General features: G+C 65.7%; 18 protein-coding genes. 6 read left to right on the top strand and 12 right to left on the bottom strand.

Going from position 1 to position 19,803, the window contains the following annotated elements; all coding sequences use genetic code 11:
• The first annotated feature begins 83 nt into the window (after positions 1-83).
• Positions 84-542, top strand: coding sequence for a nucleoside deaminase (locus M2S36_RS00730; RefSeq protein WP_063914918.1), 459 nt, complete (start codon positions 84-86; stop codon positions 540-542).
• Entirely contained in the window at positions 539-1,735 is a 1,197-nt protein-coding gene (locus tag M2S36_RS00725; protein WP_333956509.1) for a cyanate transporter, read from the top strand. The genes M2S36_RS00730 and M2S36_RS00725 overlap by 4 nt, the downstream gene beginning before the upstream one ends.
• On the opposite strand, the gene pdxR is transcribed toward M2S36_RS00725, so the two are convergent.
• Positions 1,728-3,161: a MocR-like pyridoxine biosynthesis transcription factor PdxR gene (gene pdxR, locus M2S36_RS00720; protein ID WP_233694337.1), complete on the bottom strand. Its 1,434-nt coding sequence runs from the start codon at positions 3,159-3,161 to the stop codon at positions 1,728-1,730. The two genes, M2S36_RS00725 and pdxR, sit on opposite strands and share 8 nt — an antisense overlap.
• 193 nt (positions 3,162-3,354) lie before the next feature.
• Entirely contained in the window at positions 3,355-3,693 is a 339-nt protein-coding gene (locus M2S36_RS00715; RefSeq protein WP_333956506.1) for a hypothetical protein, read from the bottom strand.
• A gap of 195 nt (positions 3,694-3,888) precedes the next feature.
• Here M2S36_RS00715 and M2S36_RS00710 point away from each other — a divergent pair, with 195 nt between their 5' ends.
• Positions 3,889-4,470 (top strand): flavin reductase family protein, encoded by a 582-nt coding sequence (locus M2S36_RS00710; protein WP_233687713.1) that lies wholly within the window; start codon positions 3,889-3,891, stop codon positions 4,468-4,470.
• 127 nt (positions 4,471-4,597) lie between these two features.
• Here M2S36_RS00710 and M2S36_RS00705 read toward each other — a convergent pair whose 3' ends face one another.
• The 5 genes from M2S36_RS00705 to glcD form a co-directional block, all read right to left on the bottom strand.
• Positions 4,598-6,769, bottom strand: coding sequence for a malate synthase G (locus tag M2S36_RS00705; RefSeq protein WP_333956504.1), 2,172 nt, complete (start codon positions 6,767-6,769; stop codon positions 4,598-4,600).
• Positions 6,770-6,921: 152 nt separating this feature from the next.
• Positions 6,922-7,320 (bottom strand): heme-binding protein, encoded by a 399-nt coding sequence (locus tag M2S36_RS00700; RefSeq protein WP_233687711.1) that lies wholly within the window; start codon positions 7,318-7,320, stop codon positions 6,922-6,924.
• Positions 7,313-8,548 (bottom strand): glycolate oxidase subunit GlcF, encoded by a 1,236-nt coding sequence (gene glcF / locus M2S36_RS00695; RefSeq protein WP_333956503.1) that lies wholly within the window; start codon positions 8,546-8,548, stop codon positions 7,313-7,315. Before glcF ends, M2S36_RS00700 begins: the two co-directional genes overlap by 8 nt.
• Before the next feature lie 9 nt (positions 8,549-8,557).
• A complete protein-coding gene (gene glcE / locus M2S36_RS00690; protein ID WP_207837692.1) occupies positions 8,558-9,610 on the bottom strand; it encodes a glycolate oxidase subunit GlcE in 1,053 nt (350 codons plus the stop codon).
• Positions 9,610-11,109: a glycolate oxidase subunit GlcD gene (gene glcD / locus M2S36_RS00685; protein ID WP_207837694.1), complete on the bottom strand. Its 1,500-nt coding sequence runs from the start codon at positions 11,107-11,109 to the stop codon at positions 9,610-9,612. The genes glcE and glcD overlap by 1 nt, the downstream gene beginning before the upstream one ends.
• A 195-nt stretch (positions 11,110-11,304) precedes the next feature.
• Here glcD and glcC point away from each other — a divergent pair, with 195 nt between their 5' ends.
• The gene (gene glcC, locus M2S36_RS00680; RefSeq protein ID WP_207837696.1) at positions 11,305-12,069 is read left to right on the top strand and encodes a transcriptional regulator GlcC; all 765 of its coding nucleotides are present in this window, start codon (positions 11,305-11,307) and stop codon (positions 12,067-12,069) included.
• Positions 12,070-12,197: 128 nt separating this feature from the next.
• Here glcC and M2S36_RS00675 read toward each other — a convergent pair whose 3' ends face one another.
• Positions 12,198-12,515 carry a DUF2388 domain-containing protein gene (locus M2S36_RS00675; protein WP_207837698.1) on the bottom strand — a complete coding sequence of 106 codons (318 nt, stop codon included), beginning with the start codon at positions 12,513-12,515 and terminating at the stop codon, positions 12,198-12,200.
• Between the two features lie 179 nt (positions 12,516-12,694).
• Between M2S36_RS00675 and M2S36_RS00670 the strand changes: the two genes are divergently transcribed.
• Together M2S36_RS00670 and M2S36_RS00665 are read left to right on the top strand one after the other, a co-directional pair.
• Positions 12,695-13,321, top strand: a complete 627-nt coding sequence (locus tag M2S36_RS00670; protein WP_207837700.1) for a glutathione S-transferase family protein — start codon at positions 12,695-12,697, stop codon at positions 13,319-13,321.
• A 376-nt stretch (positions 13,322-13,697) separates the two neighbouring features.
• Complete coding sequence (locus tag M2S36_RS00665) at positions 13,698-14,012, top strand: hypothetical protein (protein WP_333956502.1); 315 nt, start codon at positions 13,698-13,700, stop codon at positions 14,010-14,012.
• A gap of 197 nt (positions 14,013-14,209) precedes the next feature.
• On the opposite strand, the gene sfnR is transcribed toward M2S36_RS00665, so the two are convergent.
• The 4 genes from sfnR to mrdA all read right to left on the bottom strand — a co-directional run bounded on the left by sfnR (position 14,210) and on the right by mrdA (position 19,456).
• Positions 14,210-15,310, bottom strand: coding sequence for a sigma54-dependent transcriptional activator SfnR (gene sfnR / locus M2S36_RS00660; RefSeq protein WP_085593485.1), 1,101 nt, complete (start codon positions 15,308-15,310; stop codon positions 14,210-14,212).
• Positions 15,311-15,319: 9 nt separating this feature from the next.
• On the bottom strand, positions 15,320-16,507 hold the full coding sequence (locus tag M2S36_RS00655) for an acyl-CoA dehydrogenase family protein (protein ID WP_063914933.1): 1,188 nt from the start codon (positions 16,505-16,507) through the stop codon (positions 15,320-15,322).
• Positions 16,508-16,516: 9 nt separating this feature from the next.
• A complete protein-coding gene (gene msuE, locus M2S36_RS00650) occupies positions 16,517-17,077 on the bottom strand; it encodes an FMN reductase (protein ID WP_207830630.1) in 561 nt (186 codons plus the stop codon).
• A gap of 483 nt (positions 17,078-17,560) precedes the next feature.
• Positions 17,561-19,456, bottom strand: coding sequence for a penicillin-binding protein 2 (gene mrdA, locus M2S36_RS00645; RefSeq protein ID WP_207830628.1), 1,896 nt, complete (start codon positions 19,454-19,456; stop codon positions 17,561-17,563).
• Positions 19,457-19,803 lie beyond the last annotated feature (347 nt).

The following is a 19,803-nucleotide window of genomic DNA, read 5'->3' as shown; positions in this document are numbered from 1 at the left end:
CTGACAGGCATCCAATCTCTTCATTTCTGCCAGGCCGCCCAAGCCCGGATAATGACCAGGTCTTGCAACAGGAGGACCGATTCATGTCCGAAGAACGCTACATGCGCGAAGCCCTCGACCTGGCCCGCGCCAATATTCAGGCCGGTGGCCGGCCCTTCGGCGCCGTGCTCGTGTACCAGGGGCAGGTGCTGGCGCGTGCGGTCAACGAGATCCACAGCACCCAGGACCCGACCGCCCACGCCGAGATGCAGGCCATCCGCAAGGCCAGCCATGCCCTGGGCCAGGCGCGCCTGGACGGCGCCGAAATCTACGCCAGCGGCCACCCGTGCCCGATGTGCCTGGCGGCCATGCACCTGTGTGGCATCGAGCGGGCCTGGTTTGCCTACGACAACGCCGAGGGCGAAGCCTACGGTTTGTCCACCGCGGCGGTATACGCGCAGATGGCTCGCCCGCCCCAGCAGCAGAGCCTGCCGCTGCGCGCACTGAAGCCCAGCGGCGAAGCCGGTCTGTACCTTGAATGGAAACAGGCCAACGCACAATGAGAGCGGCATTGAACCTGTTGCTGGTCATCCTGCTGGCACTGAACCTGCGGCCGATCCTGACCAGTATCGGCCCGTTGCTCGAACCCATGCGCGCCAGCACCGGCCTGGGTTACCAGCAGGCAGCCTTGCTGACGGCGTTGCCGGTGCTGTGCATGGGCCTGGTGCCCTTGCTGCAACCCTGGTTGCGGCGCTGGATCAGCGAACATGGCGGCATGCTCGCTGGCCTGGCTGCCATCGCTCTGGCCTGCCTGTGGCGCCTGCAACTGGACAGCGCCTGGGCGCTGATTGCCAGTGCGGTGGTCGCCGGCCTGGGGGTGGCGGTAGTGCAGGGCATGATGCCGGGGCTGGTCAACCGCTGGTTCCCCGGGCGCCTGGCGGGAGCGATGGGCCTGTATTCGGCAGCACTGATGAGTGGCGGCGGCCTGGCTGCCGTGCTCGGGCCGCATATCAGTGGCTACTTCGGCCGCTGGCAGGCCGGCCTGGGCCTGTGGGCGATCCCGGCCGTACTGGCGGTGCTGGCCTGGGCCGCGCTGCGGCCACGCCAGGAGGCGCCGAAGCTGGCCGGTGCCACCGGCGGGCACTGGTTCGGTACGCGCCGGGCCTGGTTGCTGGCGCTGTATTTCGGCTTGATCAACGGCGGCTACACCAGCATGGTGGCCTGGTTGCCGGCCTATCACATCGAGCACGGCGGCAGCGCCCAGGGCGGCGCCGACCTGGTTGGCCTGATGACCATCTTCCAGGTGGCCGGTGCACTGGGCCTGCCACTGTTGCTGCGACGCTGGGCAGACCGGCGCCCGGGCCTGTGCCTGGCATTGGCGATCCAGCTGGTGGGTTTCCTCGGCCTGCTGCTGGCACCAACACTGGCCTCGGGGCTGTGGGTGGCGATGATCGGTTTCGGCCTGGGGGCCTGCTTCAGCCAGAGCCTGACACTGACCCTGGAACACCTGAAGACGCCTGCCGAGGCTGGCAGCCTGGCGGCGTTCGTGCAGGGTATCGGCTTCATCATCACCGGCATCGTGCCGTACGTCACCGGCTGGTTGCGCGATATGAGCGGTGATTTCCAGGCCTCGTGGACGCTGCTGACCGTGACTGTGGTGGCGATGCTGCTGGTAACCGCGTGCTTCAACCCACGCGGTTATGCCGCGGCCATTGCCCGCCCGGTTGTCGGGGGCAAGGCCGCGCCAGTCAACTGAGGCGCTGCAGGGTGTCGCGCACCCGGTCCAGCGCCGGGTCGATGTCCAGCAGCTCGATGGCGCCGAAGCCCAGCAACAGCCCCGGGCGTACTGGCGCTTCGCTGAAGAACGGTGCCAGCGAGTACAGGCCGACCTCCACCTTGCGCGCGAGGTTGGCCAGCAGTTCTACATCGACCCCAGGTTTGGCCAGCGCGCTGAGGTGGAAACCGGCGCTGGCGGGGATGGCGCTGAACCACGGCGCCAGGTCACCGCCCAGGCGCGCGAGGATGCGTTCGCGGCGGGCGCTGTAGACCTCGTGGCAACGGCGTATGTGCTTGTTCAGGTGGCCTTCGCCGAGAAACCGCGCCAGTGCCCACTGCAACAGGGTCGGGCTGTGCCAGTCGCTGAGGTGCTTGGCCACGCAGGCGGCCTTCAACACGGCGGGCGGTAGTACGGCGTAGCCCAGGCGCAGCTCGGGCAGCAAGGTCTTGGAAAAGGTCCCCACATAGGCCACCAGGCCATGGCGGTCGAGGCGCTGCAAAGCATCCGCGGCGGGGCCGTGGTAGCGGAATTCGCAGTCGTAGTCGTCTTCGATGATCAGTGCACCCAGCTCGGCGGCCCGTGCCAGCAGGGCGTGCCGGCGTGGCTCGCTCATCGGCATGCCCAGCGGGAACTGGTGCGAGGGCGTCACATAGATCAGCCGGGTGCCGTCGGCGATCTGCTCCACGCACAGGCCTTCATCGTCCACCGGTACCGATTGCAGGCGTGCGCCCAGGGCCAGGAACAGTTGCCGCGCCGGCGGGTAGCCGGGGTCTTCCATGGCCACCTGGCAACCTGGCTCGACCAGCACCCGGGCGATCAGGTCCAGTGCCTGCTGGGCGCCGTTGCACACCAGCAGGTCGGCGGCGCTGCAGTGCACGCCGCGGGCGTAGGCGACATGGTGGGCGATGGCCTCGCGCAGCTCTGGCAGGCCCTGGGCCGCGAACTGTCGCTCGGGGTGACGCTGGCTGCGGCGCAGGGCATAGTTCAGGCAACTGCGCCACTGGTCGAACGGGAACTGCGCCTTGCTCGACGCCCCGCCGATAAAGTCATAGCGCGAGGGTGCCTCCAACTGACGTTGGCTCAGCACGGTGGCGCGTTGCTGCCAGCGTTCGAGCGAGGCGGCACCGGCCAGGGGAATGGCGCTTGATTCGCTGTTGCGCAGCGGCTGGCGCGGGGTGATGAAGGTGCCACGGCCGACTACGCCGCTTAGCAGATTGTCGTAGGTCAGCCGGGAATAGGCCTCGGCAACGGTCTTGCGCGATACGCCCAACTGCACTGCCAGCAGGCGGCTTGGCGGCAGTTGAGTGCCGGCGGCCAGATGGCCGCTGTCGATGCCGGCACGCAGTTGCTGGTAAAGCTGGTCTGCCAGGCCTTTGCGGCCTTCCAGGCGAATGTGCAGTTCCATGGTGTGGTCCGGAGCAAGGGATTGCTCAGGATAGCGGATTGGCTGGGGAAGGGCAGGGGGCCGCTTTGCGGCCCATCGCGACACAAGGCCGCTCCCACAGTAACATCACAGACTTTGAATGCAGCGCTGTACCTGTGGGAGCGGCCTTGTGTCGCGATGGGGTGCGAAGCCCCCCCGGAAAGCCAACGCAAACTCAGATCCGGGCAGTGCTCACCGTGATGTAGCCCTTGTCCGCCAGCGCAATGCGTATCACCGTCTCGTCCGCCGGCGCCTTGCGGTTGCGTTTGATGCGCACGCCTTCCACCGCCGCCGCTTTCATATGCTCGGAAATGATCCGCCCGTTCGGGTCGAAGAACACCTCGCTGGCCAGCAACTCGATACGCTCGATCAGTTGGCGGGAGCGTTCATCGGTGGCGCAGAAGAACATCACCCCCGACAGGTGGGGGTCTTCATCCGGGTTGTTCATGTCATGGGCCAGCAGTTCGCGCAGGGTGCTGCGCAATTCGGCGGTGGGGCGGGCGTACGGGTGCATGCATAAACTCCTCTGGATCGCGACCTTGCGTCATCCAGTGCCGATCATGTTTTCAGTGGGCAGGGCCCACAATTAGGACGCTTCCGAGCGTCTTGTAGGAAATTTCTGAAGCGACCGGGATGCCCCCCAAGCTGGCGAGAGGACGGTGCCTGCGGCACAATCTGCCGCCCGCTACCTGCCTTGCCGAGGATTGCCATGAACAGCCATTTCCAAGCCGTCGACCTGAAAAAGGCCTATCGCCTGCTGAACCACGGCCCGACGGTGCTGGTGTCGGCCAGCCACGAAGGGGTGGACAATGTCATGGCAGCTGCCTGGGCCTGTGCGCTGGATTTCGATCCACCCAAGGTGACCGTGGTGCTCGACAAGAGCGCCCGCACCCGGCAGTTGGTGGAGGGCAGTGGCTGGTTCGTCATTCAGGTGCCAACCGCGGCGCAGGCGCAACTGACCCATCAGGTGGGTACCCGCAGCCTGTTCGACCAGCCTGACAAGCTCGCCAGCATTGGTGTGCAGCTGGCGCGGGTCGAGGGGCATGCGGCGCCGTTGGTGGAGGGCTGTTCGGCCTGGTTGATGTGTCGGGTGATCGACGAGCCGCACAACCAGAATACTTACGACCTGTTCATTGGCGAGGTGGTGGCGGCCTGGGCCGATGACCGGGTGTTCCGCGATGGCCACTGGGCCTACGAGCATGCCGACCCGCAGTGGCGCAGTTTGCACTATGTGGCGGGTGGGCATTTTTATGCGATTGGCGAGCCGCTGGTGGTCGATTCGCAAAATTGATTACACCGGTACCGGCCTCATCGCCGGCAAGCCGGCTCCCACAGGTATCACCCCAGGCCTGAAGCCTGTGTGGTCCTGTGGGCGCTGGCTTGCTGGCGATCGGGCCGCATAGCGGCCCCTGTCAGCATCAGCGCCCGACATCCTGCTTGAAGCGCAAGCGCCAGCCATGCAGCAACGGTTCGGTATAGCCACTGGGCTGCTGCCGCCCCTTGAACACCAGCTCACGCGCAGCGCGGAAGGCATGCGATGCCTCGAAACCGGCCGCCATCGGCCGGTACGCCGGGTCCCCGGCATTCTGCTGGTCGACCACGCGGGCCATGCGTTGCAAGGTCGCCTCGACCTGGTCGGCATCGACCACCCCATGGTGCAGCCAGTTGGCAATGTGCTGCGCCGAAATCCGCAGGGTCGCGCGGTCTTCCATCAGGCCCACATCATGGATATCCGGCACCTTGGAGCAGCCGACCCCTTGCTCGACCCAGCGCACCACGTAACCGAGGATACCTTGGCAGTTGTTGTCCAGTTCGGCCTGGATGTCGGCTGCGCTCCAGGGCCGCTCGGGGCTGACCGGGACGCTGAGCAGGTCATGCAGCAACTCCGCGCGCTGGGCATTCAGGTCAATCTGTTCCAGCGTTTGCTGCACGGCCGCCACATCTACCTGGTGGTAGTGCAGCGCATGCAGTGTTGCGGCGGTGGGTGAGGGCACCCAGGCTGTGTTGGCTCCGGCCTTGGGCTGGGCGATTTTCTGTTCGAGCATGGCCGCCATCAGGTCGGGCATGGCCCACATGCCCTTGCCGATCTGCGCCTTGCCGCGCAGGCCACAGGCCAGCCCCACCAGTACGTTGCTGCGCTCGTAGGCCTGGATCCAGGCGCTGCCCTTCATGTCGCCCTTGCGCAGCATGGCGCCGGCTTCCATGGCCGTGTGCATCTCGTCACCGGTGCGGTCGAGGAAGCCGGTGTTGATGAACACCACACGTGACGCGGCGCTGGCGATGCAGGCCTTGAGGTTGACGCTGGTACGCCGCTCCTCGTCCATGATGCCCATCTTCAGGGTATGCGCAGGCAGGCCCAACAGCGATTCGACGCGGCTGAACAACTGGTCGGCAAAGGCCACTTCGGCCGGCCCGTGCATCTTTGGCTTGACGATATACAGGCTGCCCTCGCGGGAGTTGCCGCGGCGCTTGAGGTCATGCAGGCCGATCAGGCTGGTGACCACGGCATCGAGGATGCCCTCCGGGATTTCCCGGCCATCGCGGTCGTGGATGGCCGGGTTGGTCATCAGGTGGCCGACGTTGCGGATAAACAGCAGCGAGCGGCCCGGCAGGGTCAGTGGCTGGCCGTTAGCGCCGCGGTAGTGGCGGTCTTCGGCCAGGGTGCGATTGAAGGTTTTGCCGCCCTTGCTGACCTGCTCGCTGAGGTCGCCTTTCATCAGGCCCAGCCAGTTGCGGTAGACGTTGACCTTGTCGTCGGCGTCCACGGCAGCTACCGAGTCCTCGCAGTCGATGATGGTGGTGAGCGCGGCTTCCAGGAGGATGTCCTTGACCCCGGCCGGGTCCTGCTGGCCGATCGCGTTGGCCGGGTCGACCTGGATTTCGAAATGCAGTTGGTGGTGCTGCAACAGGATCGCTGTTGGCGTGTTCGGCTCACCTTGGTAGCCACGCAGTTGCGCGGGCTGCCTGAGGCCGACCTGGCGGCCATCGGCCAGGGTTACCTGCAGCATGCCCTGATTGATCGCGTAGGCCTTGGCGTCGTTGTGCGACGCACCGTCGAGCGGGGCAGAGGTATCGAGGAACTGTCGGCCATAGGCGATCACCTTGGCGCCGCGTTGCGGGTTGTAGCCCTGGCCACGTTCGGCGCCACCGGTTTCGGCGATGGCATCGGTGCCGTACAGGGCATCGTAGAGCGAGCCCCAGCGGGCGTTGGCAGCATTCAGGGCGTAGCGGGCGTTGCTCAGCGGCACCACCAGTTGCGGGCCGGCCTGTACGGCAATCTCGCGGTCTACGTTGCGGGTGCTGACCTGCACGCTTGCGGGTGCCTCCACGAGGTAGCCGATGCCCTGCAGGAAATGCTGGTAGGCGGCCATGTCACGGATCGGGCCGGGGTGCTGGCGGTGCCAGTTGTCCAGTTCGGTCTGCAGGCGCTCGCGTTCGGCGAGCAGGGCGCGGTTTTGCGGGGCGAGGTCATGGACCAGGGTGCTGAAGCCTTGCCAGAAGGCGTGGGCTTCGATGCCGGTGCCGGGGAGCACTTCGTCTTCGATGAAGCGCTGCAGGGTGGGGGCGATCTGGAGTGGATGGTTTGGCATTGTCTGTTCGCTCTATGTTCAGGCTTCTGGAAAGTTGTTGCCTGTGCCGGCCTCTTCGCGGGTGAACCCGCTCCCACAGGTACTGCACAGGTCTCAGGCCATGTGAAAGCCCTGTGGGAGCGGGTTCACCCGCGAAGAGGCCGGCACAGGATTCAGAGGGCAGCCGCCCCGGCCTTGGCCACTTGGGCATCCTGCTCGGCCTTGACCCCGGATACGCCGATCGCCCCTACCACCTGCCCATCCACCCGCAGCGGCACGCCACCTTCCAGGCTGGTCAGCAGCGGTGCCGTGACGAAAGCAGTACGGCCACCATTGACCATCTCCTCGTAATCCCGCGTCTCCTTGCGCCCCAGCGCGGCAGTGCGGGCCTTTTCCATCGCGATATAGGCGCTGGCCGGCGCGCAGCCGTCCAGGCGCTCCAGGGCCAGCGGGTGGCCGCCGTCGTCGACCACGGCAATGGTCACGTTCCATTGTTGCGCCTGGGCTTCCTGGCGGGCGGCGGTCAGCACGCGGGTGACTTCGGCCTGGCCGATCACGGACTTGCTATGCATGGTGGTTCTCCGGGTTCAAGGCTGCTTCGACGATTTCGATCCAGTGTCGCACTGGTGTGCGCCCGGCCCCGTCGAGGTGGGCCTGGCAGCCAATGTTGGCGGTGGCGATGACTTGCGGTTTGCCGCTTTCCAGGGCGTTGAGGCGGTTGTCACGCAGTTGCAGCGACAGCTCAGGCTGGGTCAGCGAATAGGTGCCGGCCGAGCCGCAGCACAGGTGGCCGTCCGGTACCGGGGTCAAGGTGAAGCCCAGGCGTGTCAGCAACGCCTCCACCGCACCGCCCAGCTTCAGCGCGTGCTGCAGGGTGCACGGGCAATGGAAGGCCAGGCGCTGTTCGGCGCACAGCCCCAGTTGCTCGACCGGCTCGTCGCGCAGCACCTCCACCAGATCGCGGGACAGGGCGCTGACCCGTGCGGCCTTGGCGGCGTAGCGTGGGTCCTTTTCCAGCAGGTGGCCGTAGTCGCGCACGAACGCGCCGCAGCCGCTGGCGGTTTGCACGATAGCCTCGGCGCCTGCCTCGATGGCTGGCCACCAGGCATCGATATTGCGCCGCGCCCGCTGCAAGCCTTGTTCCTGGGCATTGAGGTGATAGTCCACCGCGCCACAGCAGCCGGCCTGCTGGATCGGTACCACGCTGATGCCCAGGCGATCCAGCAGGCGTGCGGCAGCAGCATTGGTATTGGGCGACAGCGCCGGTTGCACGCAGCCTTCGAGCATCAGCACCCGACGCGCATGGTGCGGCGCGGGGCGTTGGCCGGGGGCGGTGACTCGCGCCGGCAGCTTGCGCTTGAGCGTGGCCGGCAGCAGCGGGCGCAGGGCCTGGCCGCCGCGGGTCAGGGCCTTGAACAGCGCCGGGCGTGGCACCACTGCACGCAGGCCCTGGCGCAGCAGGCGCTGGCCGAGCGGGCGCGGCACCTGCTGTTCGACCACGGCGCGGCCGATGTCCAGCAGGTCGTGGTACTTCACCCCGGAAGGACAGGTGGTTTCACAGTTGCGGCAGGTCAGGCAGCGATCCAGGTGCAACTGGGTGCTGGCGGTGATCGGCGCGCCTTCGAGCATCTGCTTGATCAGGTAGATGCGCCCGCGTGGGCCGTCCAGTTCATCGCCCAGCAGCTGGTAGGTGGGGCACGTGGCGGTGCAGAAGCCACAGTGCACGCAGGAGCGCAGGATGCTTTCGGCCTCGTCGGCGCGGGCCAGGCGCCGGGCGGTTTCACTCAGGTTGGTTTGCATGGTCTGGCCTCACAGGTCCGGGTACAGGCGGCCAGGGTTGAACACCCCCTGGGGGTCGAGTTGCTGCTTGAGCGCACGGTGGTAGCGCATTAGCGCAGCGGGCAGCGGTGGGCTGCTGGCAGCGCCAGGGGCATGGCAGGTGGCATGGCCACCGACCTTGGCCACCTGCCGGCGGATGTCCTGTGCCGGTGCCGTGGACTTGAGCCAGCGCTGGGCTCCACCCCAGTCGATCAGCTGCTGGCCGGGCAGGTCCAGGTCGCCGGTGGCGTTGGGCACGGACAGGCGCCACAGCGGCGCGGGGTCGGCAAAGAATGCCAGGCGCTGCTCGCGCAGGTCGCTCCAGAAGCGGCTGTCCAGTGCTTCGCCGCCCAGGCGTTGGCGCGCCGACTGCACCGAGCCTTCTCCGCCTTCCAGGCGCAGGTACAGCGCGTCGCCGTCATGGCACGCCGCGCTGATCGGCAGCGGCTGCTGGCCCCACTCGGCCAGCGCCGCCAGCGCCTGGTGGCGGCCCATCGGCAGGCGCAGGCTGAGGCATTGGCGTGGGCGGGGCAGTACTTTCAGCGACACTTCGGTCAGCAACCCGAGGCAGCCGAAGCTGCCCGCCATCAGCCGCGACACGTCATAGCCGGCGACGTTCTTCATCACTTCGCCACCAAAGCGCAGCAGCTTGCCGTGGCCGGTGATCACCCGCGTGCCCAACACATAGTCGCGCACTGACCCGGCCCACGGCCGCCGTGGGCCTGACAGCCCGGCCGCGACCATGCCACCCAGGGTGGCGTCGGGGCCAAGGTGTGGTGGTTCGCAAGGCAGCATCTGGCCAGCTTCGTGTAGCGCCGCCTCGATCTCGCGCAGTGGCGTGCCGGCGCGGGCGGTGAGCACCAGTTCGGTCGGGTCGTAGCTGACGATGCCCCGGTGGCTGCGGGTGTCCAGCACCTCGCCGTCCACCGGGCAGCCGAGCATGGCCTTGCTGTTGCCGCCCTGGATACGCAGCGGCGTGGCCTGGTTCAGCGCCTGGTTGACCTGCTCCAGCAGGGCCTGGCTGATGTCGCGGTCCATGCTCATCAGAAGCGCTCCAGTTCGGGGAAGGGCAGTTGCCCATGGTGCACATGCATGGCGCCGAACTCGGCGCAGCGGTGCAGGGTGGGGATGTTCTTGCCGGGGTTGAGCAGGCCCTGTGGATCGAAGGCGGCCTTGACCGCATGGAACAGGGTGATTTCGTCGCTGTTGAACTGTGCGCACATCTGGTTGATCTTCTCGCGCCCCACGCCGTGCTCGCCGGTGATGCTGCCGCCCACGGCCACACACAGTTCGAGGATCTTGCCGCCGATGGCTTCGGCACGTTCCAGCTCGCCGGGCAGGTTGGCATCGAACAGGATCAGCGGGTGCATGTTGCCATCGCCAGCGTGGAATACGTTGGCCACGCGCAGACCGTATTCGCTGGACAGTTCGCTGATGCCCTTGAGCACGCGCGGTAGTTCGCGGCGCGGGATGGTGCCGTCCATGCAGTAGTAGTCCGGGGAAATGCGCCCCACCGCCGGGAAGGCGTTCTTGCGCCCTGCCCAGAAGCGCACGCGCTCGGCCTCGTCGCAGGCCAGCCGTACATCACGCGCGCCGGCTTGCGCCAGCACGGCGGCGACCCGTTCGCAGTCGTCGTGCACATCGGCCTCGACGCCATCCAGCTCGCACAGCAGGATGGCCGCGGCATCCACCGGGTAGCCGGCGTGGATGAAGTCTTCGGCGGCGCGAATGGCCAGGTTGTCCATCATCTCAAGGCCGCCGGGGATGATCCCGGCAGCGATGATTTCGGCTACCGCCCGGCCGGCGTCCTCGACGCTGTCGAAACTGGCCAGCAGCACCCGTGCGACCTGGGGCTTGGGCAACAGCTTGACGGTGACTTCGGTGACGATGCCGAGCATGCCTTCGGAACCGGTGAACAGCGCCAGCAGGTCGAAACCCGGGCTGTCCAGGGCATCGCTGCCGAGGGTCAGGTGCTCGCCCTCGACGGTGAGGATGTCCACCTTGAGCAGGTTGTGCACGGTCAGGCCGTACTTCAGGCAATGCACGCCACCGGCGTTTTCGGCGACATTACCGCCGATGGAGCAGGCGATTTGCGAGGACGGGTCCGGCGCATAGTACAGGCCGTGGGGTGCGGCAGCCTGAGAGATGGCCAGGTTGCGCACGCCAGGCTGCACACGGGCGAAGCGGCCCTGCGGGTTGACTTCGAGAATGCGGTTGAAGCGCGCCATCACCAGCAGAATGCCTTTGGCCAGCGGCAGGGCGCCGCCCGACAGGCCGGTACCGGCACCGCGTGCCACCACCGGTACGCCACGCTGGTGGCAGAGCCTGAGCAGCGCCTGCACCTGTTCCAGGCGCTCGGGTAGCACCACCAGCAGCGGCACCGTGCGGTAGGCCGAGAGGCCGTCGCATTCATAGGGCTTGAGGTCTTCCTCGCGGTGCAGGATCTCGAGGTCCGGCAGGGCAGCGCGCAGCGCCTGCAGCAGCGTGCCCCGGTCTATGTCGGGCAGTGCGCCATCGACGCGTTCGTCGTACAGGATATTCATCGGCTCACTCGGCAACGGTTTTTGTTGTTGTTGGCAAAGCGTTCTCCCTTGCAGCCTGCGCGTGGCAGCGGCCGGGGTCGAGCACGGGGTGAACTGGTCCTACCAGTTTTTGCTACGGGTACTGGCTATTGACAGCTTTGCCCGGCTAGATTGAGGCAGGTGTTCGAAGTGGTCCTACCAGTAGGAGGGTGCGCAGTGGGTACTGAAGGCAAGGCCAAGGTCGCCGACCAGGTGGCCGAACGGGTCGAGCGGCTGATCGTGGAAGGCGTGCTGAAGGTGGGCCAGGCGCTGCCGTCGGAGCGACGCCTGGTGGACAAGCTGGGTTGCTCGCGCTCGGCGCTGCGAGAAGGTCTGCGCATCCTGCGCGGGCGCGGCATCATCGACACCGAGCAGGGGCGCGGCTCGTTCGTTGCAGACCTGACGGGCCAGGCGGGTGCCACGCCTTTGATGCACTTGTTCAGCTCGCAGCCGCGCACGCTGTTCGACCTGCTGGAAGTACGGGCGTTGCTGGAGGCCGAATCGGCGCGCCTGGCGGCGTTGCGGGCCACCGAGGTCGACCGTTTGCTGATTCGTCGGCGTTATGAAGAAATGCTGGCTGCGCACGATGCCCCCGAAGCGATCGATGCCCGTGAACATGCCCGCCGCGACCATGCCTTTCACCGGGCGATCAGCGAGGCGTCGCACAACCCGGTGCTGGTGCATACCTTGCAATCGCTCAGTGACCTGACCTTGAGCACGGTGTTCGCCTCGGTCAACAACCTGTATTGCCGTCCGGCACAGAAGCGCCAGATCGACCGCCAGCATGCGCGGTTGTATCACGCCGTGATGGAGCAACTGCCCGAGCAGGCGCAGCGCGCGGCGCGTGAGCATATCAACGGGATCCGCGACAGCTTGCGTGAGATCGAGCAGGAAGAGCAGCGGTTGGTAAGGGCGACGATGCGCATGGATGGCTGGGGTTGAGGTTTTGCCTGTGCCGGCCCTTTCGCGGGTAAACCCGCTCCTACAGGGGACCACACTGGGTTTGAAGTCGGTGCGGTTCCTGTGGGAGCGGGTTTACCCGCGAAGAGGCCGGTGCAGGATTACCTTAATCAATGATCGGCTATGCGGTCATCCTGCGAGAGGATGGCCCGGGCCAGCTCTTCATCATTGGCCTGCAGGCCTGGGTGGTCCTTGCGGGCTTGTTCCAGCGCCGACTCCACATAGGCGCCACGGATTGCACCACCGCTGGCGACGTAGGCCGAAAGTTCGTCACGCGCCGGGATGATCCGTTTGTCGTCCTTGAAGGTCGAGTAAAGCGAGGCGGAAACACCGGCCGAGGTTGCGACGTCGCCTGCGTCGACGTCAGCCAGGGCAGCACCGGCAGGCAGCAGGAGCAGCAGCGCAGGGGCGAGGAGTAGGTGGCGCATGGTGTGTTCTCCAGTAGCATGAAGCCCAAGTAATTGAACCACTCAGTGTTTAAGAAAGCGCAGGTGGGGTGGTAGTTCCCTTGTTCGTCCCGGGAAACAGGCATTGACCATGTCGAGTCAGGCGTGATTTGCTCGGGCTGATGGCCCAATCATTCAAAGGACACTGAAGGTTCTCGCCCATGCCCGACTACAAGCTGCACTGTTTCGCCGAATCCGGAAACGCCTACAAGGCCGCGCTCATGCTTGAACTCACCGGCCAGGACTGGCAGCCGGTGTTCGTCGACTTCTTCAATGGCCAAACCCGCGAACAAGCCTGGCGCGAAGAGGTGAACGAGCAGGGCGAGGTGCCGGTGCTGGAACACGCCGGCAAGTCCATCACCCAGTCTGCCCTGATCCTTGACTACCTCGCAGAAAAAACCGGGCAGTTCGGCCCCCGCGACGAAGACGAAAAGCGCGAGATCTGGCGCTGGATGCTGTTCGACAACCACAAGTTCACCAGCTACTACGCAGCGCTGCGCTTTCTTTTCTGCCTGAAGAAAACCGGCGAAACGGACGTGACCCGGTTCCTGCGTGAACGTGCCACGGCGGCCTACCGTATTGTCGACGCGCACTTGGCGAAGACGCCGTTCATGGTCGGTGGCCGGCTGACTATCGCTGACCTGTCGCTGGCGGGGTATGTGTTCATGCCGGAGGACACTGGCATTGCGTTGGCGCAGTTCACCCACATTGAGGCATGGAAGGCGCGGATCCAGGGGTTGCCAGGGTGGAAGCACCCGTATGAGCTGATGCCACGCGCGGCCTCCTGACCAATCCGGCTCGCTGGGCCATGGTGCAGTAGCCTTTGGCGAGCCAACCATTCTGATGATCGGTCGGTGACAAGCGCAGCGGGGTGGCTACGCTCAAAAAAATCAAGAAACATTCTGAAATATTTGGCCAGCAGGCCCTGAAGGATCTCGTTCAACCGCTGCAGATGGAAGGTCGCGCTGGTTTGCAGGTCGCCCCATGGGGGGGCCGGAAATCACAGGGTGCGTCATGCAACCCTGTGCTACTCCAAGCGGAGGCTCATCATGCTCAGGAAATGCTTGCTGGCTTTGGCTATCGGTGCTGTGCTGTCGGCTTCGGCTGTGTTGGTGCCTGACTCCATTGGCGGTACCTCCAGCGCGTATGCGAAGGATGGTAGCGGTGGTGGTGGTGGTGGCCATGGTGGCGGTGGTGGTGGAAGCGGCGGTGGGGGTGGCCATGGCGGCGGAGGAGGTGGTAGCGGTGGTGGCGGTGGTCATGGCGGAGGTGGTGGAAGCGGCGGCGGTGGCTCGGGTGGTGGCCACGGCGGTAGTGGCAGCGGGCACAGCGGCGATGGCGGTGGCCATGGCGGCCCAGGCCATGATGGCCGCGGGCGCAATGGTGCTGATGATGGCGCCAACCACGAAGCTGATCACGAAGCCAACCATGAGGCGAATCACGAAGCGAATCACGACGTGGGCGAGCCCCACGGTGTAGGGCATGGTGCTGATGATGGGGCTGACCATGATGTTGGGGATGATCGCGGAGGCGATCAGAACTAGCAACTTGGGTGTCTGTGTCGGCCCCTTCGCGGGTAAACCCGCTCCCACAGGGACCGCGCCAAGCTTGAGCTCGGCACGGTCCCTGTGGGAGCGGGTTTACCCGCGAAAGGGCCGGCACAGGTTTACAAGCAATCAGATCGACAACCGCACCACCCGGTTATCCAGCACCTGCTGTTCCTGCCCGCGCCGCTTGTTCACCACCAACTCGCCGATCGCAATCAGCCGGGTACGGGTGATGTTGCGCGACAACCCCAGCAACTGTGCGGTATGCACCTGGTTGTAATGGCAGAACCGATACGCCGACCGCAGCAGGGCATTTTCCACCTTCTCGTACAGGTCGCCAGACTGCTCCTCGTACAAGCGGCTGAACGCCCGCTGCAGCAAATCCTCCACACCATTGCCCGCCGGCTCTTCCTCCTGCCGTTCGATACGCAGGTTGGACAGGCGCAGGTCCTGCGCCTGCACCGTACCGTCGCCGCAGGTCAGCAAGCTGTGGTGGATCACGTTCTCCAGCTCGCGGATGTTGCCCGGCCAGCTGTATTCCACCAGCTTGGCCTGGGCCTTGGCGCTCAGCTCCACCGGCCCGTAGCCCAGCCGGTCGCTGTAGCTGCGGATGAAGTGCCGGGCCAGCGGCAGGATGTCACCCGGGCGGTCGCGCAAGGGGTGCAACTGCAAGGTCACCACGTTCAGCCGGTAGTACAGGTCTTCGCGAAAATGCCCGGCGTTAATCGCCTTTTCCAGCTGCACGTTGGTCGCCGCCAGCACCCGCACATTGATCGGGATGCTCTTGCGCGACCCCAGCCGCACCACTTCGCGCTCCTGCAACACACGCAGCAGCTTGACCTGGATCGGCAACGGCAGGTCGCCGATTTCGTCGAGGAACAACGTGCCGCCGTTGGCCTCCTCGAACCAGCCAGCCTTGGCCGCCAGGGCACCGGTGAAGGCGCCTTTTTCATGGCCGAACAGCTCCGCCTCGACCAGCGACTCGGAGAACGCCCCGCAGTTGACCGCGACGAACGGGCCGTTGCGCCGACCGCTGAGGTTGTGGATGTGGCGTGCGACCAGCTCCTTGCCCGTGCCGGTTTCGCCGATGATCAGCACGCTGGCTTCGCTGGGGGCGACCTGTTGCAGGTGGGCGAGCAGCGCCTGCGACCTGGGGTCTTCGAAGACCTGTGCGGTCGCCCGGATCGAGGTGGCCAGTGTCGGGGACGGGGGGAGGGTCAGCAGTTGCATGGGCAATCCTCAGGAATAGAAGGATGGGGCAGGGCGCTTGTCGTTGAGGGCCCACTCGCCGAGTTCGTGGATGCGGTAGTCCACCGGGTCGTGCAGGGTTTGTGTACGCAGGTTGCGCCAGTGGCGGTCGAAGCGCAGTGAGGCATGGGTGGCGCGGGCGCCGGTGACCTCGAACAGCCGGTTGCAGATGTCCAGACCATGGCGGCTGGCGGCGACCTTGGCGGTGCCGATGGCCAGGGCCAGGTCGCCGCGCTCTTGCGCCGTGAGGGCGTGTTCCTTGGCCCAGGCGGCATCGAGCTGGCGCGCGGCCCGCTCGATCAGCAGGCGCACGCTTTCCAGGCCGACCCAGAACTCGCCGTAATGGCGCAGCACGTAGGGGTCTTCGGCGCTGCTGGCGGCGCTGGAGCGGAACCACGGCCGGCTTTCCTTGAGGGTGTACTGGCGGGCCTCCTCGAACGCCCCCTCGGCAATGCCGAGGAACAGGTTGGCGAAGTGCAACTGGGCAATCAGCGGGCGCAGGGCAGCGAACGGCGTGCTCAAGGGGCCTGGGTCGAGCAGCAGTTCGTTGTGCTCCACCCGTACCCGCTCGAAGGTGGCGCTGCCGCTGTCGGTCTGGCGCTGGCCGATGTTGTTCCAGTCGTTGTGCAGGCTGATGCCGGTACGGCCACTGGGGATGGCGGCGATCAGCAGCTTGCCGCCAGCACGTTCGTCCACCGCCGAGGCGATGAGCATTTCCGAGTCGCTGGCGCCGGAGCAGAAGCTTTTCTTGCCGGAGAACTCGCACCAGCCATCGAAGTGCTTGACCACGGTGCGGGTGTCCAGCGGGTTCAGGGCATTGCCCCAGAACCACTGCTTGCGGGCGGTCTGCTCGAACCACGGTTGCCATTGGTCCGGGCGTGAGAACAGGCGCACGGTGGCCAGCATCAGGTGATGGAAGCCGAATACGTGGGCGATGGAGCTGTCGACCCGGGCGAATTCGCGCACCACCGCGAAGGTGTCGTGCCAGCTGGCGCCCTGGCCGCCGAAGGCCTGCGGGATCACCAGCGACAGCAGGCCGCTGTCACGCAGGGCGTCGCGCTCGGCTTTTGGCGTGCCGCCGCGCTCATCGCGCTCGACGGCGGTCTGGGCAAACTGCCCGGCCAGTTCGCGGGCGATGGCCAGGGCAGGGCGCGGGGGCGTATTCACAGGTGCATTCATGGCCGCTCCTCAGGCGCTCTTGCGCAGCGCGTGATGGGCGCCGAACAGCGGCACGGCGCGCTCGGCGGCCAGGCGGATACGGGCGGCGAGGGCTGCGCTGGATACCCGGTAGTCGGCCATTTCTGCCTGGCTGGCGAACACACCGATGGGCAGGGTCAGGGCTTGCAGGAAGCTGAACAGTGGGCGCAGCTGGTGGTCGAGCACCAGCGCGTGGCGTTCGCTGCCGCCGGTGGCGGCGAGCAGCACCGGTGTGTCGACCAGTGCGTCCTGGCCGATCAGGTCGAACAGGTGCTTGAAGTGGCCAGTGAAGCTGCCGCGGTACACCGGCGTTGTCACCACCAGCAGGTCGGCTTTTTCCACCAGGCGCAGTTGCTGTTCGACGGCCTCGGGCAGTTCGCTGCGCCACAGGGCGCTGCCCAGCGGGCGGGCGATCTCGCCCAGCTCGATCAGGTGCGGCTTGATGTGCAGGTGCTGGGCCAGTTCGGCGAGGATTGCCTCGGTCAGGGCCAGGGTGCGCGAAGGGCGGGAAGTACCGCCGGACAGGGCGACGACGTTCAGTGGGGTGCTCATGGGCAGGTCTCCGGTTCGGGTTGAGCGGGGGACTTTGCTTGAGCAATCGTCGTGCCGAAATTTAATATTGTTTTACATCAAACAGTTAGCGCGTTTCTGATGCCTGCGGCGCTGTTGCCTTGCGGGCGTTTCCTGTTGATCGGGTGTTGCGCTGCAGACAGTTGGCCGGGTGTTGGCGGCTGTGCAGTTGGGGGATTTATAGAGGATTACGGAATGATGAAAAAGGAATAAGATTTTATATTCTTATTCCCAATTTTTATTTTAATATGCTGGGACCGTTTCGCGCCCCATCGCGACACAAGGCCCACGGGTGCTGCACATAGCTGCCCAGTGCATGGCTGGGGGGGGGTGAGGTGGTGCATAGAGCATGCCTTGATTCTTTCTGCGCCAGTGAGATCGAGCGCCGCGCTGCCTGTGACGCAACACTGAACTTGTGGGAGCGGCCTTGCGTCGCGAAAGGGCTGCGAAGCGGCCCCAAAATTCTCAAGTATGCGGCACGCTGCGAGGCGCTACCCCGCCCGCATACTCCGGCTTCAGATGCCCCTGCTCATCCAGCAGATAGGCATCCATCACCTCCCGCACCACCGGCCCCGCCACCCGTCCACCGGCCTCGCCGTTCTCGATCATCACCGCCACCACCACACTTGGGTGATCAGCCGGGGCAAAGCCGACGAACAGGGCGTTGTCGCGGTGCCGCTCCAGGGTCTTGTCGCGGTTGTAGCGTTCGCCCTGCTTGATCGCCACCACCTGCGCGGTGCCGCTCTTGCCGGCAATCCGGTACTGCGCACCGGCCGCGGCCGCGCGGGCGATGCCGCGCGGGTCGTGCATGACCATCTGCATGCCCTGGTTGACCTGGTCCCAGGCGTGCCTGTCGTGCAGCACGATATCGGGCATCGGGTGGGGGTCGACCGGCGCATCGCCGCCCACGGTCATGGCCAGGTGCGGGCGGTGCCACACGCCCTTGCTCGCCAGCAGGCTGGTGGCCTGGGCCAGCTGCAGCGGGGTGACCTGCATGTAGCCCTGGCCGATGCCCAGGATCAGCGTCTCGCCCGGGAACCAGGCCTGGCGCCGGGTGGCGCGCTTCCACTCAGCTGACGGCATCAGCCCGGGCGCCTCCTCGAACATGTCCAGCGACACCTTCTGGCCCAGGCCGAACTCGGCCATGTAGTCGTGCAGGCGGTCGATGCCCAGCTTGTGTGCCAGGTCGTAGAAGTAGGTGTCGTTGGAACGCATGATGGCGGTGTACATATCCACCCAGCCATCGCCGCTGCGGTTCCAGTTGCGGTACTTGTGGTCGTAGTTGGGCAGCTCGTAGTAGCCCGGGTCGAACACCCGGCTGCCCGGGGTGATCACGCCGCTGTCGAGGCCGGCGATGGCCACCTCCGGCTTCACCGTCGAACCGGGGGCATACAGGCCGCGCAGCACGCGGTTGAACAGCGGGCGGTCGATGGAGTCGCGCAGGGCGGCGTACTGTTTGAAGCTGATGCCCTTGACGAACAGGTTGGGGTCGAAGCTGGGGTTGCTGACCATCGCCAGCACGTCGCCATTGGCCGGGTCGAGTACCACCACCGAGCCACGGCGGTCGCCCAGGGCCTTTTCCGCGGCCAGTTGCAGGTGCGCGTCCAGGGTCAGGACGATGTCCTGGCCCGGGGTCGGGGCCTTGTGGTTGAGCACACGCATCACCCGGCCCTGGGCGTTGGTCTCGACCTCCTCGTAGCCCACGTGACCGTGCAACTGGCTTTCGTAGAAGTGCTCGATGCCGGTCTTGCCGATCGACTGGGTGCCCCGGTATTCGGTGCTGTCGAGGGCCTTGGCTTCTTTCTCGTTGATGCGCCCCACATAGCCCACCGAATGGGCGAAATGCTCTGCCAGCGGGTACTCGCGGATGAACTGCGGTTCCACCTCCAGGCCGGGCAGGCGGAACTGGTTCACCGCCACCAGGGCGATCTGCTCTTCGCTCAGGCCGACCATCAGGGTCACCGGCTCGAACGGCTTGCGGCCACGGCGCAGGTCCTTGTCGAACTGCTTGCGGTCGTCGTCGCTCAGGCTCAGCACCTGCGCCAGGGTATCGAGCACCTTGGCCGTGTCGCCGCCGGCCCGCTCGCGGGTCATGGTCAGGTCGAAGCTGGGCTTGTTGTCGGCCAGCACCACGCCATTGCGGTCGTAGATCAGCCCGCGCTCGGGGGCGATGGGCAGCACGTGCACGCGGTTGTTTTCCGATACGGCGGTCTGCTGGTCGTGTTGCAGCACCTGCAGCACATAGAGCCGGCCCACCAGGACGGCGACCAGGCTGAAGACCAGGGCGGCGCAGGCCAGAAGCCGGCGGTTGACCAGGTGCTTTTCCTTTTCGTGGTCCTTGAGGGGGATGGGTTGCGGCATCAGGGGCTCTTTTCTACGGGGTCGCCTTGGCCGTGCGGGCGCGCGAATGGGCGGGTGATGCTACGCAACCCGCTATGCCGCCTCAAGGCGAGTGCCATCTGGCGATAGCGTGGCATCGGCTGTGAGCCCCGTGATCAGGGCGCTGGCGGGCTATATGAAGATTTGTTCATGGCTGACCCTCCGTGAAGGTTTAATGGAGGTTTTTTTGCCTTTATGGATCCATAAAATTTGTTTGTTCGATAAACGAACAGTAATTCTTGATTTATTTAAGCTAATAACACATTGAAAAATCTAGATTTATTTTGCTTATCTCAAGCATGTAGTGGCGTATTGCTAAACGAAACCCT

The organism is Pseudomonas sp. SF2, assembly GCF_036858055.1.
Lineage (GTDB): Bacteria > Pseudomonadota > Gammaproteobacteria > Pseudomonadales > Pseudomonadaceae > Aquipseudomonas.
Note: the sequence above shows the minus strand (reverse complement) of the source record. Positions and strands in the feature narration are given on the sequence as shown.

Excerpts from the sequence above, each read along its gene's own strand:
- M2S36_RS00730 (WP_063914918.1), top strand. The coding sequence starts at position 84 with ATGTCCGAAGAACGCTACATGCGCGAAGCCCTCGACCTGGCCCGCGCC.
- M2S36_RS00725 (WP_333956509.1), top strand. The coding sequence starts at position 539 with ATGAGAGCGGCATTGAACCTGTTGCTGGTCATCCTGCTGGCACTGAAC.
- pdxR (WP_233694337.1), bottom strand. The coding sequence starts at position 3,161 with ATGGAACTGCACATTCGCCTGGAAGGCCGCAAAGGCCTGGCAGACCAG.
- M2S36_RS00715 (WP_333956506.1), bottom strand. The coding sequence starts at position 3,693 with ATGCACCCGTACGCCCGCCCCACCGCCGAATTGCGCAGCACCCTGCGC.
- M2S36_RS00710 (WP_233687713.1), top strand. The coding sequence starts at position 3,889 with ATGAACAGCCATTTCCAAGCCGTCGACCTGAAAAAGGCCTATCGCCTG.
- M2S36_RS00705 (WP_333956504.1), bottom strand. The coding sequence starts at position 6,769 with ATGCCAAACCATCCACTCCAGATCGCCCCCACCCTGCAGCGCTTCATC.
- M2S36_RS00700 (WP_233687711.1), bottom strand. The coding sequence starts at position 7,320 with ATGCATAGCAAGTCCGTGATCGGCCAGGCCGAAGTCACCCGCGTGCTG.
- glcF (WP_333956503.1), bottom strand. The coding sequence starts at position 8,548 with ATGCAAACCAACCTGAGTGAAACCGCCCGGCGCCTGGCCCGCGCCGAC.
- glcE (WP_207837692.1), bottom strand. The coding sequence starts at position 9,610 with ATGAGCATGGACCGCGACATCAGCCAGGCCCTGCTGGAGCAGGTCAAC.
- glcD (WP_207837694.1), bottom strand. The coding sequence starts at position 11,109 with ATGAATATCCTGTACGACGAACGCGTCGATGGCGCACTGCCCGACATA.
- M2S36_RS00675 (WP_207837698.1), bottom strand. The coding sequence starts at position 12,515 with ATGCGCCACCTACTCCTCGCCCCTGCGCTGCTGCTCCTGCTGCCTGCC.
- M2S36_RS00670 (WP_207837700.1), top strand. The coding sequence starts at position 12,695 with ATGCCCGACTACAAGCTGCACTGTTTCGCCGAATCCGGAAACGCCTAC.
- sfnR (WP_085593485.1), bottom strand. The coding sequence starts at position 15,310 with ATGCAACTGCTGACCCTCCCCCCGTCCCCGACACTGGCCACCTCGATC.
- M2S36_RS00655 (WP_063914933.1), bottom strand. The coding sequence starts at position 16,507 with ATGAATGCACCTGTGAATACGCCCCCGCGCCCTGCCCTGGCCATCGCC.
- msuE (WP_207830630.1), bottom strand. The coding sequence starts at position 17,077 with ATGAGCACCCCACTGAACGTCGTCGCCCTGTCCGGCGGTACTTCCCGC.
- mrdA (WP_207830628.1), bottom strand. The coding sequence starts at position 19,456 with ATGCCGCAACCCATCCCCCTCAAGGACCACGAAAAGGAAAAGCACCTG.